Genomic DNA, 15,739 nt, shown 5'->3' with positions numbered 1-15,739 from the left:
ATGCCCGCGCCGATCGCCTTCAGCGCCACCAGCGCCGGTGGCGCGCAGTCCGGCAGCAGCAGGCCGAAGCTCCTGCACGCGTTCCTCGAAGTGCGCGACCCGCCGGTGGAGAAGGGCTCGCTGCAACCCGGGCCGCGCCGGGGCCAGATCGACTTCCAGTTCAACCCGAAGGAACTGTCGGTCACCAAGTCCGCCAAGTGGAATCGCGATGCTCAGAAGGGAAGCAAGAAAAGCGGTGTGCCCGAGTTCAAGGGCGCGGACCCGGCCAAATTGACGCTCGAGATGTTTCTCGACGCAGGCGCGGAGCACGACACCAAGGTGGTGGACACCGTGGAGCGGTTGTTCGCCTGCTGCGTGCCGACCAACGAGAGCCACGACAAGAAAAAGGGCAGCCCGCCATGGGTGATCTTCCACTGGGGCAGCCTGACCGGATTCACCGCGTACGTGAGTTCGGTCGCGGTCAAGTACACGCTGTTCACCCCCGGCGGCCTGCCGATCCGCGGCACCGCGACCGTCACCATCGAGGAGATCGCCGGTGATCAGGCCAAACAGAACCCGACGTCGGGGAGTTTGACCGCGCGCAAGGTGCATACCGTGGTCGCGGGCGACACGCTGGCCTCGATCGCCTGGCGTGAGTACGGTGACCCGACCCGGTGGCGTGCCGTCGCCGTCGCCAACCGCATCGATGACCCGATGCGGCTGCGCCCCGGCGCGGAACTGCTCATCCCCGCCGCGGAAGAACTGGGGTGACGCGCGATGCCCGCCCAGGATTTCACCAATCAGCTGCTCGTGCGGGTGGCGGGCGCGCCGTTGCCCGACGACGTCGCCGCGCTGCTCACCTACGCCATGGTGGACGACAGCCGCAGCGCGCCGGATCTGTTCGTCCTCCGCTTCCGGGATCCGAACCACGTGGTGCTGGAGAAGGCGAGGATCGAGATCGGGGCGCCGGTCGCGCTCAGCGTCGCCTCCAACGAGGCGAACACGCCGGTGCCGCTGCTGTCGGCGGAGGTCACCGCCATCGAGAAGGAGTTCGACGGCACCGGTACCTTCACCACGGTGCGCGGGCTGGACAGGTCACACCGGCTGCAACGAGGCAGGCGCGTCGCGAGTTTCGAGCACATGTCGGCCGCGGACGTCGCGCGCCGCGTGGCGGGAGCCGCGGGGATCGAGGTGGGCCGCATCGATGCGGGCGGCACTGTGCTGGAGCAGATCTCGCAGGGCAACGTGAGCGATTGGGAACTGTTGCGCCAGCTCGCCGCGGACATCGGCGCCGAGGTGGCGGTGACCGACGGGAAACTCGACTTCGGCAAGCCGACCGCCGCGGCCACCGCGCCCGCGACCGACGCGAAGGCCACCGAGGAGCCGCTGGTCCTGGAACTGGGGCGCAACGTATTGCGGTTGCGTGCGATCGTCACCTCCGCCGATCAGGTACCCGCGGTGCAGGTCCGCGGCTGGGATGTCACGCGGAAGAAGCCCGTGGTCGCCGAAGCGCCCGCGCGCACAACGACCGCGGTCAACGGCGTCCGGCCGGAGGAGTTGGCCCGCCTGTTCGAAGCGCCCGATCTGGTCGCAGCGCGTGTGCCGCACGGCACCCAGGGCGAAGTGGACGACGCGTGCAAGGCGCTCGCCGAGCAGGTCGCCGGTGGCTTCACCGAGCTGGAAGCACTGCTGCGCGGCAATCCCACCGTGCGCGCGGGCACGGCGGTGGCGCTGGCCAACGTGGGAAAACCGTTCGAGGGCAAGTACTGCGTGACCGCCTCCCGGCACACCTTCGACCCGGTCACCGGCTACACGACCAGCGTGATCGTCAGCGGCACCCGCGATCGCACCCTCGCCGGACTGACCGGCGTCTCGGCGCCGGGCGCTCGCCAGGCGCTGGGCGGGGTGGTGATCGGCCAGGTCAGCGACAACAAAGACCCCGAGAACATGGCCAGGGTCCGGGTGACCTTCCCGTGGCTGGCCGACAGCTTCGTCAGCGCTTGGGCGCGCACCGTGCAGCAGGGCGCGGGTGGGAAACGCGGCGCGCTGTTCCTGCCCGAGGTGGGCGACGAGGTACTGGTGGCCTTCGAACACGGTGACTTTCGCCGCCCTTACGTCGTCGGCGGACTCTACAACGGCGTCGACGCGCCACCCGAGGGGGAGGGCGATCTCGTCGACCGCGTCAGCGGGGCGGTGAACCGCCGCTCGATCGTCTCCCGGACCGGCCACCGCCTCGAGTTCCGGGAAGCGGCGGCGGGCGCGCAGGGCGTGCACCTCGCCACCGGGGACGACAAGCTGACCGTGGACCTGGACCGGAAGGCCACGACCATCTCCGTGCACAGCGACGGCACCGTCAGCATCGCCGCACGCAACGGAGTGACGATCGACGCGGGCACCGGGACGCTCCGGCTCACCGGCAACGACATCGCGTTGGGCGCCAAGACCGGCGTGACGATCGACGGCGGCGCGGGTGCGGTGGAGGTGTCCAGCACCGCGAACGTCGGAGTGCAGGGCTCGACGGTGACGGTGAACGGCAGCGCGAGCGCGGAACTCACGGCGGGCGCGACGGCGACCGTGCGTGCCGGCGTGGTCCGGATCAACTGAACGGGAGTGCAGATGCCACCAGCAGCACGGGTCGGTGACCCGACCGCCCACCCGGGTGCGATCGCGCCGCCCGGCGTCCCGACGGTCCTGATCGGGGGGATGCCCGCCGCCACCGTCGGAACGCCGCACGTGTGCTCGTTCCCGCCCCCGGCCGTGCACCCGCCCTCGGCCATCGCCGGGCCCGGCTGCCCGACGGTGCTGATCGGCGGCATGCCCGCCGCCCGGGTCGGCGATCTGTCCGCGTGCGGCGCCCCGGTCGTGCTCGGCTGCCCGACCGTGCTGATCGGCGGGTAGCGCGATGGCCGAGCAGTTCATCGGCGCCGGATGGGCGTTCTTCCCGATGCGGACCGACCACACCGGCGCCATCGCCCTGGTGACCGCCGACCAGGAGATCAAGGAGAGCATCCGGCTGATTCTCGGCACCTCGCCGGGAGAGCGGCCGATGCGTCCCGAATTCGGCTGCGCCATCCACGAATTCGCATTCGCCCCGGCCGATGCCGCCACTGCGGGACAGATCGTCTACGAGGTGCGGGCCGCTCTGGAGCGATGGGAGCCACGCATCGATCTCGACACCGTGCAGGTGCGTTTCGACGAGGTCGACAACGGGACGCTCTACATCGACGTGCGCTACAGCATCCGTGGCCGCAACGATCCGCGCAATCTGGTGTTCCCGTTCTATGTCATCCCGCCGCACGTCGAGGACAACTACCCGGGAGGTGTGTCGTGACCCTGCCCGCCCCCAATCTCGACGACCGATCCTTCCAAGGGCTCGTCGACGACGCGAAACGCTATGTGCAGCAACACTGTCCCGAGTGGAGCGACCACAACGTCTCCGATCCGGGGATCACCCTGCTGGAGACCTACGCCATGATGGTCGACCAGCTGCTGTACCGGCTCAACCGGGTGCCGGACCGCCTCTACCTGAAGTTCCTGGAGCTGCTCGGCATCGAGCTGTTCGCGCCGAGCGCGGCGACGGTGCCGGTGACGTTCTGGCTTTCCGCGCCGCGAGCGGAGGTCGTGCCGGTGCCCGCGGGCACGCAGACCGCGACCGGCCGCGCGCAGGCCGAGCACACCGGGCACTGGCGCAGCGAGACGATCGAGCCCGTGGTGTTCACGACCGTCGCGGAACTGCCCATCGTGCCCTGCTCCCTGTCCGCCGTCGCCACTGCCGCGGTCGACGGCCCGGTGGTCGACTGCACCGACCGGCTCACCACCGGTGTGCAGTTCACCTGCTTCTCGTCGACGCCGAAGCCCGGCGACACGTTGTTGCTGGGACTGTCCGATCCGGTTCCGTCGTGCGCGGTCGTGTTGCGCTTCGACTGCCGGGTGGAAGGCGTCGGCGTCGATCCGCTCCAACCTCCGCTGGTGTGGGAGGCATGGGACGGGCGGGGCTGGGTGGACTGCGAACTCGAACGCGACGACACCGGCGGGCTCAACCGCCCTGGCGACGTGGTGCTGCACGTGCCGCCCACACATCAGGCGTCGCTGATCCAGCGGCGCAGCGCGGGCTGGCTGCGCTGCCGGGTGGTGCCTGTCGCGCCGGGGCAGCCGCCCTACACCGCCTCACCCCGGGTGTTCGACGCGTCGGCTTTCACGATCGGCGGCACCGTGGACGCCCGCTACGCCGAGCTGGTCCGGGACGAGGTGATCGGAATGTCCGAAGGCATTCCCGCGCAACGCTTTCCGCTCGATCGGCCGCCCGTGGTGACCGAGCCGGGCGAGCGGGTCGTCATCGAGGTCGCGGCGGGCAGCGGCTGGCAGCCGTGGGAGCGCGTCGAGCACTTCGGCGCGAGCGGGCCGGACGATCGGCATTTCACCTTGGACGCCGCCACCGGCACCGTCTGCTTCGGGCCCGGAATCCGGCAACCCGACGGCTCGGTCACCCAGTACGGTGCGGTCCCGCCGAAGGGCGCGCCGATCCGGGTGCCGCTGTACCACACCGGCGGCGGGCGCCGCGGCAACGTCGCCCGTGGCACCGTGCGATTGCTGCGCAGCTCGCTGCCCTTCGTCACGCGCATCGAGAACCGCAAGCCGGGATCGGGTGGGGTGGACGGCGAAACGGTCGACAACGCCAAGCTCCGTGCTCCGATGCTGCTGCGCACTCGGGACCGCGCGGTCACCGTCCGGGACTACGAACTGCTGGCGCGCGCCGCGTCACCGCGCGTCGCCCGCGCCCGCTGCCTGTCCGGGACCGGCCCCGACGCCGCGGTGGTCCGGGTCCTGCTGGTGCCGGACGTGGACAGTGACGAGCGCGCGAGCGTGCCGTTCGAGCGGCTGCAGCCGACGGACGAATTGTTGCGCACCGTCGTGCGATACCTGGACGAACGGCGGATGATCGGCGCGCGCTTGGTCGTGGAGCCGCCGCGCTATCGCGGCGTCACCGTGGTCGCCGCCGTGCGCGCTGGGGTCACCAACGACCCGTCCCGGGTTCGGGACCGCGCGATCCACGCGCTGAATCGCTACCTGCACCCGATCTCCGACGGGCCCGACGGCACCGGGTGGCCGTTCGGCAGACCGGTGCAGGCCGGGGAGTTGTTCGCGGTGTTGCAGGCGGTCGACGGCGTCGAGCAGATCGAGACGCTGCGCCTGTACCCCGCCGACCCGATCAGCGGCACCCGTGGCGAAGCCGCCGAGCGAATCACGCTGCCGCCCAACGGATTGGTCTTCTCTTTCGACCACCAGATCAAGGTGACGTCATGAGCAGGGGCACGGTCGCCGGACTGCCCTCGGCGCACCCGATCAGTGAATTCCTGCCCGGCATCTACCTCGATGATCCGCTCGTCCAGCGCTGGACCGCCGGAATGGACGAACTGCTCGCACCGGTCTTCCTGACGCTCGACGGGCTGGACGCCTACGTCGACGCCGCCCTCGCGCCCGCGGACTTCCTGAACTGGCTCGCGGGCTGGGTCGACGCCGAGATCGATGAGCGGTGGTCGCTGCCGCGCAGGCGCGCGGTCGTCGCGGCAGCGGTCGCGCTGCACGCCCGCCGCGGCGGAATCGCGGCCCTGCGGGACCATATCCGGCGTACCTGTGGCTGCGAAGTCGAGGTGATCGACAGCGGCGGCGCTCGGTGGTCCCGCATCCCGGATTCCGCCGCTCCGGGTTCGCCGACGCCGCGACTGGTGGTCCGGGTGCCCGCTGATCGCTGGGACGAGGTCAACCGGTCACGGATCGCGCGTGCCGTCGAGTCGATGCGCCCGGCGCACGTCCCGTTCGAGCTGGTGCCGCAGCAGACGTGAGCGGGTGGGCCGCGTCGACCCCGAGTTCGTCGAGGACGCGGGCGTAGTCGCGGCGCGCCTGCTGGGCCGCGGCGAGATCGCCCGCGCGTTCGTAGGCCGCGATCAGCAGCCGCCACGCGCGATCCAGGTAGGGGTCGACACGCAGACTGCGCAGCAGCGCCTCGACGGCCGCGGCCGGTTCGCCACCGCGCAACTCGAGCTCGGCCAGCGCGGCGCCTGCCAGCGCGGCCTGCGTGCGGAGCCGATCCCGTTCGGGCGCGACCCATTCGGCCGCGCCGTCGCCGGGCAACAGATCGCCGCGGTACTCCGCGAGCGCGGTGGTGAGCGCGCAGTGCGCGGCGCCGTCGTCACCCGTCCGCAGCGCGCGGTGGGCCGCGTCCACCGCGGCGGTGAACGTAACCACGTCGGCGCTGCTGTCGCCGGGCAGCGCGATGGAGTAGGTCTCGCCTTGTCGCACCAGCAGCGTCGACTTCCCGCGTCCGATCTCGGGTTCCAGGAAATGGCGCACCGCGGACACGGTGACCTGAAGGTTCTGCCTGGCCCGTGCCGCCGTCAGATCGGGCCACAGCGCCGCGACCAGGTCCTCGCGGTGCACGGGCTGCCCGGCACGCATCGCGAGGTACCGCAGTGTCGCCGCGGCCCGGGGCCGCAGCGACTGACAATCCAGCGCGACGCCGTCGACTCGAACCTCGAAGGTGCCCAGACACCGCACCCGCAGCCGGGGAGCAGGCGCCGTCGCCGGGGCGGGTGGTGGTTGCGCGCCTACGGGCTCGGTTCGCCGCACACGATCGGCCAGCGTGCCCGGCCAAGGCATGCCGATCTCGGTGGCGAGCGCCCGCGCCGCGGCGAGCCGCCCCGCGCCGACGGCCGCGGGAAGGCCGCTCGCGCCGAGCAGCGCGATCACCTGCGCGCCGGGAACACCCGTCGTCCGGGCGAACATCTCCGCACGGGTGAGCATGGCGGCCGCGCCCGGCCTGCTCTCCAAGAGCGCCGCGATCGCCTCGAACGCCAGCACCCAGGCCCGTGCGGTGTCGGCGTGCAGTGCGGCGTAGCGCTCGTCGGCCACCCGCCAGATCGCCGACGACGGCTCGCCCGCGAGCAGTTCCCGGCACGCGGCGATGGCGACGGCAAGCGCCGCGCCCCACCGATCGCCGATGGCGTCGCACTCGTCGGCGACTTCGGTGGACCTTCGAGGCGCACCGAGCATCGACAGCGCGCGGCACAGCCGCACCAGCATGAGCGCGCCGGCCCGCTCGGCGTCGCAGGCCAGATGCTCGATCCGGGTCGCCACGTCCTCACCGCAGACGAGCGCGGCGAAGGCGCCGATGAACTGGGTCCACAGATCGAGCAGCAAAGGCGCGCCGTTGTCCGCCGCTGCCTGGGCGCGGTGATAGGCGCTGTAGACGTGCCCGGCCAGCAGCAGGGCGCCCGCGTGCGCGAAAGAGTCACCGGGCTGGTCGTTTTCGCCCGTAACGTAATCGACCGGGTGACGGAGCGTCGCGGCGCGCAGCCGATCGATCCAGTGCAGCTCCGGCCGGGCGGGAGCGTCCAGCCAGATATCGACCAGGCGGCGTTCCCTGGCCACCGCGTCGCGCAGATCCGGTTCGGTGAACAGCTGTTCGGCGAGCCGGTAGCGCTGTGACGCGCGGTGCAGCCGTCCGGCGGCCACCTCCCGGCGTGCGGTCGCCGTGCACAGCCACGGGTCGTCATCGACCACCGCGGCGGGCAGCCCCGCGCACCAGACCGGGCTGTGCCGGTCGCCGGCCACCCGGTCGCCGTGCTCTTGCAGGACTCTGGCCACGTCGGTCCAGCGTTCCGCGCGCGCGAACAACCGCACCGCCTCGGCGTACGCCGCTTCCTGTTCGAGTTGCGCCGCCGCCCGCGCGCACCACCGCGCCGCCTCGGCCGTGCCGAGTTCCTCCTGCAACGCCGCGGCCAGATGGTGGCGCAGCACCTCGTGATAGCGGTAGCTGTGTCCGTCGTCGTCGGAGCTGGTCATGGCCTGGCGCCGCTCGAGTTCGGCCAGGAGCGCGCCGGAATCCGTTCGGCCGAGCAACAGGTCGCAGCGCTGCGCGGTCACCGTCTCGAAAACGTGTGTGCGCCGCAGAAATTCGCACAGATCGGTGGGCAGCTCGCCCAGGACGGTACGGGCCAGATACCCGCGCAGGTAGCGCGAACGCCCGCTGAGGGCGTGGATGGCCGCCCGCCGGTCGCGCGCGCCCAGCGCCTGCGTGGCGAGATGGAACAGGTGCAATCCGGCGGCCCAGCCGTCGGTGTGCCGCGACAGCGCCGCCGCGTCCTCCGGCGGCAGCGGACGGCCGTAGCAGTCGGCGAACAGCGCCTCTACTTCCCAGCAGCGGAACCGCATGTCGTCACCGGAAAGGATGGTGACACGCCCGAGTTCGGCGCGGACCAGATTGACCGTCGGGCGTACCCGGGTGCCGAGCACGACGCGCACCCGTTCCTCCGCCGCGACCGAGTGCGTGAGGACGAGGCGTTCGAAGGCCGTTTCGGCCGGTCCTCCGACCACGAAATGGAAGTCGTCGACCACCAGCGTGCGCGGTCCCGTGGCCAAGGCGGCTCGAAGCCCGGCCGTGAAGCGCTCCGCGTCGGCGTCCTCCGGATCGGCGCGGCACCAGGCGACCGGTTCGCCGCACCCGGCCGAGTACTGCTGTAACAGCTGGGTCTTGCCCGAGCCTGCCGGCGCGGTGATCACCGCGACGTCCGCCTGCGCGAGACGTTGCAGCAACCGTGCGCGCCGCAGTCCCAGCCCGCCCGCGCCGGACGGCGCCGTGGCTCCGGACATGCGCATGATCGGGCCTCCCTCACGGACCACTCGGTATGGAACTCGCTAAAGAATTCTGCGAGTGACCGCCGGTGTAATCCCGAGTAGCGGGCTACTCGTTTTCACAGCTCGATTCGGATCCCGGCGACTGGCACGGCGTTTCGAGCCGAGGAGGTCTGGTCACCATTGTGGCGTGTCGAGCCGCGCCGCGCCCGCGGATCGGGCAGGCAAGTGTGCCAGCGAATTTCGGCCGGGCCGAAGCCGGGTTTCCGGCAGGTACTCGGCGCGCAGATGTCGGTGTCGGCGACGTGTGCCCGTCGAGCGCGGCGTCCGTCCGTCGAGCGTCGGCCCTGCCGTCGGCCGGTCGCCGCGAACACATCCGCGGTGACAGACCGTTTCGACCCAGGTGTGTCGCTGTTCGCGAAGAGGTCTTCACGATCGAGGGCTCACATACCGGTCTGCCGACGTCACGCGCCCGAACCAGGAACGGCTTCGACAATTCGCGGGGATGTGCCGAGCGGCGGGTCGGGCTGCGGGGAACGCGGCCTGTTCGCGGGGTGCACCGAGCGACTGGTCGGCCCCGGGAAAACGCGGCCCGTTCGCGGAATACGCGCACCGCCGATCGGACCGGCGTATCTTCCTCGCGTGGACCGCGCAGTTGTAGAGGCATGGGTCGCCGGATACGAGCGAGCCTGGCGTTCGGCGGGCACCGACCGGCTCGCCGACCTGTTCGCCGCGGACGCCGGGTATCTCGTCTCGCCGTGGGCGCAGCCGCTGACCGGTCTCGGCGCGCTCGCCGATTTCTGGGAAAGTGGCCGGGACGGGCCCGGCGAGCCGTTCACCATGCGATCGGACATCGTCGCGGTGGATGGCGACACCGCGGTGGTCCGGGTGGAGGTGGAGTACGCGCGGGACACGCCCTCGCGATGGCGCGACCTGTGGATCCTGCGCTTCGACGACGCGGGCCGCTGCACGTGGTTCGAAGAATGGCCGTTCGCGCCCGGGCAGCCGGACGGGCACTGAAAGTCCGGACTACCAGGAGTCGTTCGAGGTCAGGGCGACCAGCAGCCGCCGGATGGCGGCCACCCGGTGTTCCTTGCCGGTGAGCTGGTCCAACGCGCATTCGGGGTCGGCGGGCGGGCCGAGATGAGTGCAGCCGCGCGGGCAGTCCTCGATGGCGTCGGCGAGATCGGTGAAAGCGGCGATGACGTCGTCCGGGGTGATGTGCGCCAAGCCGAACGAGCGCACGCCCGGTGTGTCGATGACCCAGCCGCCGCCCGGCAGCGGGAGCGCGACCGACTGCGTGGAGGTGTGCTTGCCCTTGCCCACCCCGGAGACCTCGCCCACCGCCCGCTCCGCGTCCGGCACGAGACGATTGACCAGCGTGGACTTGCCGACACCGGAGTGGCCGATCAGCGCCGTGAGGTGATCGGTGAGCAATTCCAGTACCGGATCGAGCGGATCGTCGATGCCTCCGTAGACGATGGCGAGGTCGAGATCGTCGAAGAGGGCGGCGAATTCGGACTCGATGGCCAGATCGTGCTTGGTCAGGCACAGAACCGGTTGCAGCCCACCGGCGTACGCGGCGACCATGGCGCGTTCCACGAAGCCCGTGCGCGGGGGCGGGTCGGCGAGCGCGACCACGATGAACAGCCGTTCGGCGTTGCCGACGACGATCCGCTCGTACGGATCGGTGTCATCGGCGGTGCGACGCAGCACAGTTCGGCGGTCGGTGACCCGAACGATGCGGGCGAGGCTGTCCGGTCGCCCGGACAGATCGCCGACCACGTCCACTCGGTCGCCGACCACGATCGGGGTGCGGCCCAGCTCCCGAGCCCGCATCGCGACGATCCGGCGCTCCGGATCACCGCCGAGGACGCACCCCCAGCGGCCCCGGTCCACCGAGACCACCATGGCCGACTCGGCATCGCTGTGCTGCGGCCGGGTCTTGGTGCGGGGACGGGAACTACGCCCCGGACGAACCCGGACGTCGGATTCGTCGTAGCTGGCCGCTGTCCGTCGTCCCCGGGTCAGCGCGCCGCTCCTTCGTCGGATAAGGCGGGCTCGAGCATCCGCTCCCAGAGATCGACGAAGTTCGGCAGCGTCTTGGCGGTGGTCCCGATGTCCTCGATCTCGATGCCGGGCACCCGGAGACCGAGAATGGCTCCCGCCGTGGCCATCCGGTGGTCGGCGTAGGAATGCCATTTGCCGCCGTGCAACTCGGTGGGCACGATCTCCAGGCCGTCCTCGGTCTCGGTGACCTTGCCGCCGAGCCGGTTGATCTCGGTGGACAGGGCGGCCAGCCGGTCGGTCTCGTGCCCGCGCAGATGGGAGATGCCGCGCAGCACCGACGGCGAGTCGGCCAGCGCGGCCAGCGCGGCGACGGTGGGGGTCAGCTCGCCCACGTCGTGCAGGTCGATGTCGATGCCCGCGAGCCGGTCGGGGCCGTGCACGGTGAGCACGCCGTCGAAGATCCGCGCCTCCGCGCCCATGCGCACGAGGATCTCGCGGATCACGTCACCGGGCTGGGTGGTCAGCCGTGGCCAGTGCGGGATGCTGACCGTGCCGGCCGTGACCGCGGCCGCGGCCAGGAACGGGGTGGCGTTGGACAGGTCCGGCTCGACCTCCCAGTCCACCGCGCGGATCGGTCCGTGCTCCACGGTCCAGGTCTGCGCCTTGAAGCTGTCCGCGGGCGCGTGCACCCGCACGTCGGCGCGGCGCAGCATCTCCACGGTCATCTCGATGTGCGGCATCGAGGGCAGCGCCTTGCCGTCGTGGTGGACCACCAGGCCCTCGTCGAAGCGCGCGGCCGACAGCAGCAGGCCGGAGACGAACTGCGAGGATCCGGACGCATCGATCGTCACGGTGCCGCCGCGCAGCGCGCCCTTGCCGTGCACCGTGAACGGCAGCGCGTCACCGTCGACGTCGGCGCCGAGCGCGCGCAGCGCGTCCAGGATGGTGCGCAGCGGGCGGATTCTGGCCTGTTCGTCACCGTCGAACGCGACATCGCCCGCCGCCAGCGCGGCGACCGGCGGCAGGAAGCGCATCACCGTACCCGCGAGCCCGCAGTCGACCGTGCCGCCGCCCAGCGGCGCCGGGTTGACGGTCAGGGTGTCGCGCGCGCCTTCGATGTTCGCGCCGAGCGCGCGCAGCGCCGCGATCATCAGGTTCGTGTCCCGGCTGCGCAGCGCACCGGTGATCGTGGAGGGACCGTCGGCCAGGGCGGCCAGGATGAGCGCCCGGTTCGTAATGGATTTGGATCCGGGCAGGGTCACGGTCGCGTGTACGGGGACCTCGACATGGGGCGCTGGCCAGAAGTTCACTCGTCCATCATCACACGTGCTCGTTCCGCGACGACTGCGGCGCTGTGGGTTCGCCGCGCCGCCGCGGCGCCGGTCCGAGCAGGCGACAGCCGCCATCGCCGCATGCGCTCCGCCTGCTCGGACCGGTTTCCTACTTGTGCCGCCCGTGCAGGAAGGGAACGAGCTTGCGCAGCAGCTTCATCGTGGAGTCGGTGCGGCTGTAGCTCAGCAGCGCCATGCCGGGAACGGTGAAGCGCTGCACCGCGATCGAGTGCGGGCGGGCGAACTCGCGCAGACCCGGCTCGCCGTGGATGCGGCCGATGCCGGAATCGCCGACGCCGCCGAAGGGCAGGCCGGGGATGGCGGCGAAGGCGAGCACGGAGTTCACCGAGGTGGCGCCGACGCGCAGCCTGCGCGCGATGTCCAGGCCGTTCTTCTTCGAGTAGACCGCCGAGGACAGCCCGTACTTGGAGTTGTTGGCCAGCTCGACCGCCTCGTCCACGCCGTCGACGGTGCGGATGGTGATGGTCGGGCCGAAGGTCTCCTCGGCCACGGCCTCGGAGCTCTCGTCGGTGTCGACCAGCACGACCGGTTCGATGAACGGCGCCTTGACCGACTCCGGCCCGCCGAGCACCGCGGTGCCGCCGTTCTTCAGCGCGTCCTCGATGTGGCGGCGCACGATGTCGACCTGGCTCGGCATGGTCATCGGGCCGTAGGCGGCCTTGTCGTCGGAACCGGGCTTGATGTCGGTGAGGATCCGCTTGACCTCGGCGACGAACTCCTCGCGCACCGAGCGGTCCACGTAGACCCGTTCCACGCCGGCGCAGGTCTGGCCGCTGTTGGCGGTGGCGCCCCAGGCGACCGCGTCCGCCGCGGCCTTGACGTCGGCGTCGGCGGCGACGATCACCGCGTCCTTGCCGCCGCACTCCAGCAGCACGGGGGTGAGCCGCTCCGCGGCGGCGGCCATGATCCGCTTGCCGGTGGCGGTGGAGCCGGTGAACGCGATCTTGTCGACGTCCGATCGGACCAGCGCCGCGCCGGTGGCGCCGTAACCGTTGATCGTGATGAAGACGCCCTCGGGCAGTTCGGGATTGGCTTCGGCGAACGCGTCGGCGAGGAAGTTGCCGATGCCGGTGGAGTATTCGCTCGGCTTGAACACGACGGTGTTACCCGCGGCCAGCGCGTAGGCGATGGAACCGTTCGGCGTGTAGACCGGGTAGTTCCACGGTCCGATCACGCCGACGACGCCGAGCGGGCGCTGCTCGAGCCGGGCGCTGAAGTTCGACATCAGCGCGCCGGGGGAGATCCGCTTGGGGCCGAGCACCTTCTTGGCGTTCTTGGCCGCCCAGGAGATGTGCTCGAGCGCGAGCATCAATTCCAGGAAGGCGTCGTCGAGCGGCTTGCCGTTCTCGGCGTGGATCAGCTCGCAGAACTTCTCCGAGTTCTGCACCAATTTGCTCGACCAGCGCAGCAGGTGCGTGCGCCGCTCGTCGAAACTCAGCGCGCCCCAGGTGGCGGCCGCTGCGCGGGCCTTGGCGACCGCGGCGGCCACCGCGTCGTCGTCGGCGATGACGTGCGTGCCGATCACCTCGCCTGTCGCCGGATTGACCGACGTCAGTGCCGTGTCGTGGTCGGCTGGTTTGGTGTCGGTGGATGTCACAGTTGATCTCCTCTTGCCGTCTGCGGTGGACGGTCGATGCGCGAGTCCGAGTGGACGGCAGCCCGTCCTTCCGATGAGAGAATGCTATGCCACAACTCTCAACAGGTCACCAGCTATGGACCAATTGTCTCCGACTCTGTCGGTGACGGGTGGGACTATCGGTATATGTGCGGACGATATGCGACCACGACCAACCCGGCCGGGCTCGCGGTCGAGTTGGATGCGATCGATGAGACCGAGGCCGCTGACCAAAGCGCTTTCACCAATTACAACGTCGCTCCGACGACACAGGTGCTCACCGTGGTCGAGCGACACGACCACGGCCGCAAGGACGACGACCCGAAGCGCCGTATCCGGCGCATGCGCTGGGGACTGATCCCGGTTTGGACCAAGGCTGCCGAGCCCGGCGTCCCGGTCAAGGGAAAACCGCTGTTCAACGCCCGCGCCGACAAAGCCGCCAGCACGCCGTCCTTCCGTGACGCGGTGAAGTACCGGCGCTGCCTGGTGCCGATGGACGGCTGGTACGAGTGGGTCGTCGAGCCGAACGGCGAAAAGGGCGCGAAAGGCAAAGTCGCCAAGCAGCCGTACTACATGGCCAACGCGGACGGTTCACGTCTCTACATGGCCGGTCTGTGGTCGATCTGGCGCGACCGGTCGCAACCGGAGAGCGAGCCGCTGCTGTCGTGCACCATCCTGACCACCGACGCGGTCGGCGACCTGACCCGCATCCACGATCGGATGCCGCTGCCCATGCCGCAGAAACACTGGGAGGCGTGGCTGGACCCGGATCACCCGGCGCCCGCGAGCCTGCTGGAGACACCGTCGGAGGACGTGGTCGCGGCAATCGTGCCCCGGCCGGTGCCCGCGCTGGTCAACAGTGTGCGCAACAACGGCCCGGAACTGCTTGCCCAGGTGGAGGATCAGAAGGAAGCCGAGCAGATCAGCTTGCTGTGAGCGCATGCTGCCCAACCGCGTCCCCCACGCCGTTACGAGCACGGAGATCTCCCGGCTCGTGTCCGATCGGCCGAGTCCGCAGCGGTAGCGTCCAGCCGTAGTCCGGCGATCGCCGCAAGCTCGATGCCGACGTGACCGCGTCGCGCAACACGCCAGCCCGACTCCCGGTTTCGAGCGAAGCGAGACCGAGCATGCGCCGTTCGCGGCCCGGGTCGCGTCCGAGCGGCCGCCGCGTCCGCGACGAAGTCGCCAGCGGCGGTCGCTCGGATGCGAGCCACCAAGGGGCCGCGAACACCCAGCGCCGCAGGCGCTGGAAAAACAACACCGCAAGAAATTACAGCGAGCACTTCACGCTGGGTGAGGCGATGTTCAGCCCGCATTTGATGATTCCGGCGACCAGGTCGATCAGCTTGGTGGTGACATTGCCGCTGAGCTTCTCGGCCTTGCCTGCCTTGTCGTCGCTTTTCGAGCCCTGGCCGTCGAAGTCGAAGACGGAATCGCTGACCTGCGTGACCGGCGGGGTGTTCGGTGCGGCGGTGGCCTCGGGTGCGAGGAGCGTTACCGAACCGAGGGCCAAGACGAGAGCTCCGGACAACGCGACGATCACAGTGCGCAAACGCTGGGTCGTGGACATCATTCGCATCACATCCTCGAGTCGGATCGATTTGGCCTGTTCAGTAACGCACAGATCGCGGCGGTGGTGGCCGAATTACGCGGATGTCACGGGCGCGGTCACCGCCGCGGTGAGCCGGACCAGATCGGCGGGCGCCAGCTCGATCTCCAGTCCACGCCGACCCGCGCTGCACAGGACCCGATCCCAGGTCAGCGCCGAGTCATCGATCACGGTGGGCAGCGGTTTGCGCTGACCGAGCGGTGAGATGCCGCCGAGCACGTATCCGGTCGTCTTCTCCGCCCTGGTCTTGTCCGCCATGCTCGCCTTCGACGCGCCGAGCGCCGCGGCCGCGGCTTTGAGCGACAACGTGTTCGGCACCGGAAGCACGGCCACCGCGAGCGAACCGGTACCCAGTTCGATGACCAAGGTCTTGAAGATCTGCCCGGCCACGACCCCTAGTTCGCCGGCCAGCGCGTCGACCGCCTCGGTGCCGTAGGAGTCGGCCCGCGGATCGTGCTTGTAGGCGTGCACGCGGTGGGACACCTTCGCCTGGGTCAACGCGCGGATCGCCGGAGTCGAGCCTGCTGCCATGGCCGAAACCTT

General features: G+C 70.4%; 14 protein-coding genes. 8 read left to right on the top strand and 6 right to left on the bottom strand.

The features are described 5' to 3' along the window. Genes IU450_RS14470 through IU450_RS14445 form a run of 6 tightly spaced genes read left to right on the top strand, consistent with a single transcriptional unit; the run spans nt 1 to nt 5,822 of the window. Complete coding sequence (locus IU450_RS14470) at nt 1–750, top strand: LysM peptidoglycan-binding domain-containing protein (RefSeq protein ID WP_195150306.1); 750 nt, start codon at nt 1–3, stop codon at nt 748–750. Between the two features lie 6 nt (nt 751–756). Continuing rightward, nucleotides 757–2,583, top strand: coding sequence for a VgrG-related protein (locus tag IU450_RS14465; protein WP_195150305.1), 1,827 nt, complete (start codon nt 757–759; stop codon nt 2,581–2,583). A gap of 12 nt (nt 2,584–2,595) precedes the next feature. After that, complete coding sequence (locus tag IU450_RS14460) at nt 2,596–2,877, top strand: PAAR domain-containing protein (protein WP_195064902.1); 282 nt, start codon at nt 2,596–2,598, stop codon at nt 2,875–2,877. 4 nt (nt 2,878–2,881) lie between these two features. Continuing rightward, entirely contained in the window at nt 2,882–3,310 is a 429-nt protein-coding gene (locus IU450_RS14455; protein ID WP_195150304.1) for a GPW/gp25 family protein, read from the top strand. Next, nucleotides 3,307–5,283: a putative baseplate assembly protein gene (locus IU450_RS14450; protein ID WP_195150303.1), complete on the top strand. Its 1,977-nt coding sequence runs from the start codon at nt 3,307–3,309 to the stop codon at nt 5,281–5,283. The genes IU450_RS14455 and IU450_RS14450 overlap by 4 nt, the downstream gene beginning before the upstream one ends. Then, the gene (locus IU450_RS14445; protein ID WP_195150302.1) at nt 5,280–5,822 is read left to right on the top strand and encodes a phage tail protein; all 543 of its coding nucleotides are present in this window, start codon (nt 5,280–5,282) and stop codon (nt 5,820–5,822) included. The genes IU450_RS14450 and IU450_RS14445 overlap by 4 nt, the downstream gene beginning before the upstream one ends. Here the strand turns inward: IU450_RS14445 and IU450_RS14440 are convergent. Continuing rightward, entirely contained in the window at nt 5,740–8,634 is a 2,895-nt protein-coding gene (locus tag IU450_RS14440; RefSeq protein ID WP_195150301.1) for a BTAD domain-containing putative transcriptional regulator, read from the bottom strand. The genes IU450_RS14445 and IU450_RS14440 overlap by 83 nt on opposite strands. 618 nt (nt 8,635–9,252) lie before the next feature. Between IU450_RS14440 and IU450_RS40920 the strand changes: the two genes are divergently transcribed. Next, a complete protein-coding gene (locus IU450_RS40920; protein ID WP_324197672.1) occupies nt 9,253–9,630 on the top strand; it encodes a nuclear transport factor 2 family protein in 378 nt (125 codons plus the stop codon). 9 nt (nt 9,631–9,639) lie between these two features. Here IU450_RS40920 and rsgA read toward each other — a convergent pair whose 3' ends face one another. The 3 genes from rsgA to IU450_RS14420 all read right to left on the bottom strand — a co-directional run bounded on the left by rsgA (nt 9,640) and on the right by IU450_RS14420 (nt 13,569). Continuing rightward, nucleotides 9,640–10,641, bottom strand: a complete 1,002-nt coding sequence (gene rsgA / locus IU450_RS14430; protein WP_228834612.1) for a ribosome small subunit-dependent GTPase A — start codon at nt 10,639–10,641, stop codon at nt 9,640–9,642. After that, on the bottom strand, nt 10,638–11,930 hold the full coding sequence (gene aroA, locus IU450_RS14425) for a 3-phosphoshikimate 1-carboxyvinyltransferase (RefSeq protein WP_324197671.1): 1,293 nt from the start codon (nt 11,928–11,930) through the stop codon (nt 10,638–10,640). The genes rsgA and aroA overlap by 4 nt, the downstream gene beginning before the upstream one ends. A gap of 130 nt (nt 11,931–12,060) precedes the next feature. Then, nucleotides 12,061–13,569, bottom strand: coding sequence for an aldehyde dehydrogenase family protein (locus IU450_RS14420; RefSeq protein WP_195150298.1), 1,509 nt, complete (start codon nt 13,567–13,569; stop codon nt 12,061–12,063). A gap of 165 nt (nt 13,570–13,734) precedes the next feature. On the opposite strand from IU450_RS14420, the gene IU450_RS14415 reads away from it, so the two are divergent. Continuing rightward, nucleotides 13,735–14,523: an SOS response-associated peptidase gene (locus IU450_RS14415; RefSeq protein ID WP_195150297.1), complete on the top strand. Its 789-nt coding sequence runs from the start codon at nt 13,735–13,737 to the stop codon at nt 14,521–14,523. A 334-nt stretch (nt 14,524–14,857) separates the two neighbouring features. On the opposite strand, the gene IU450_RS14410 is transcribed toward IU450_RS14415, so the two are convergent. After that, complete coding sequence (locus tag IU450_RS14410; RefSeq protein ID WP_195150296.1) at nt 14,858–15,160, bottom strand: hypothetical protein; 303 nt, start codon at nt 15,158–15,160, stop codon at nt 14,858–14,860. 72 nt (nt 15,161–15,232) lie between these two features. Next, on the bottom strand, nt 15,233–15,727 hold the full coding sequence (ybaK, locus tag IU450_RS14405; protein ID WP_195150295.1) for a Cys-tRNA(Pro) deacylase: 495 nt from the start codon (nt 15,725–15,727) through the stop codon (nt 15,233–15,235). Nucleotides 15,728–15,739 lie beyond the last annotated feature (12 nt).

The sequence above is a fragment of the Nocardia abscessus genome (assembly GCF_015477775.1).
Taxonomy (GTDB): Bacteria; Actinomycetota; Actinomycetes; order Mycobacteriales; family Mycobacteriaceae; genus Nocardia; species Nocardia abscessus_A.
Note: the sequence above shows the minus strand (reverse complement) of the source record. Positions and strands in the feature narration are given on the sequence as shown.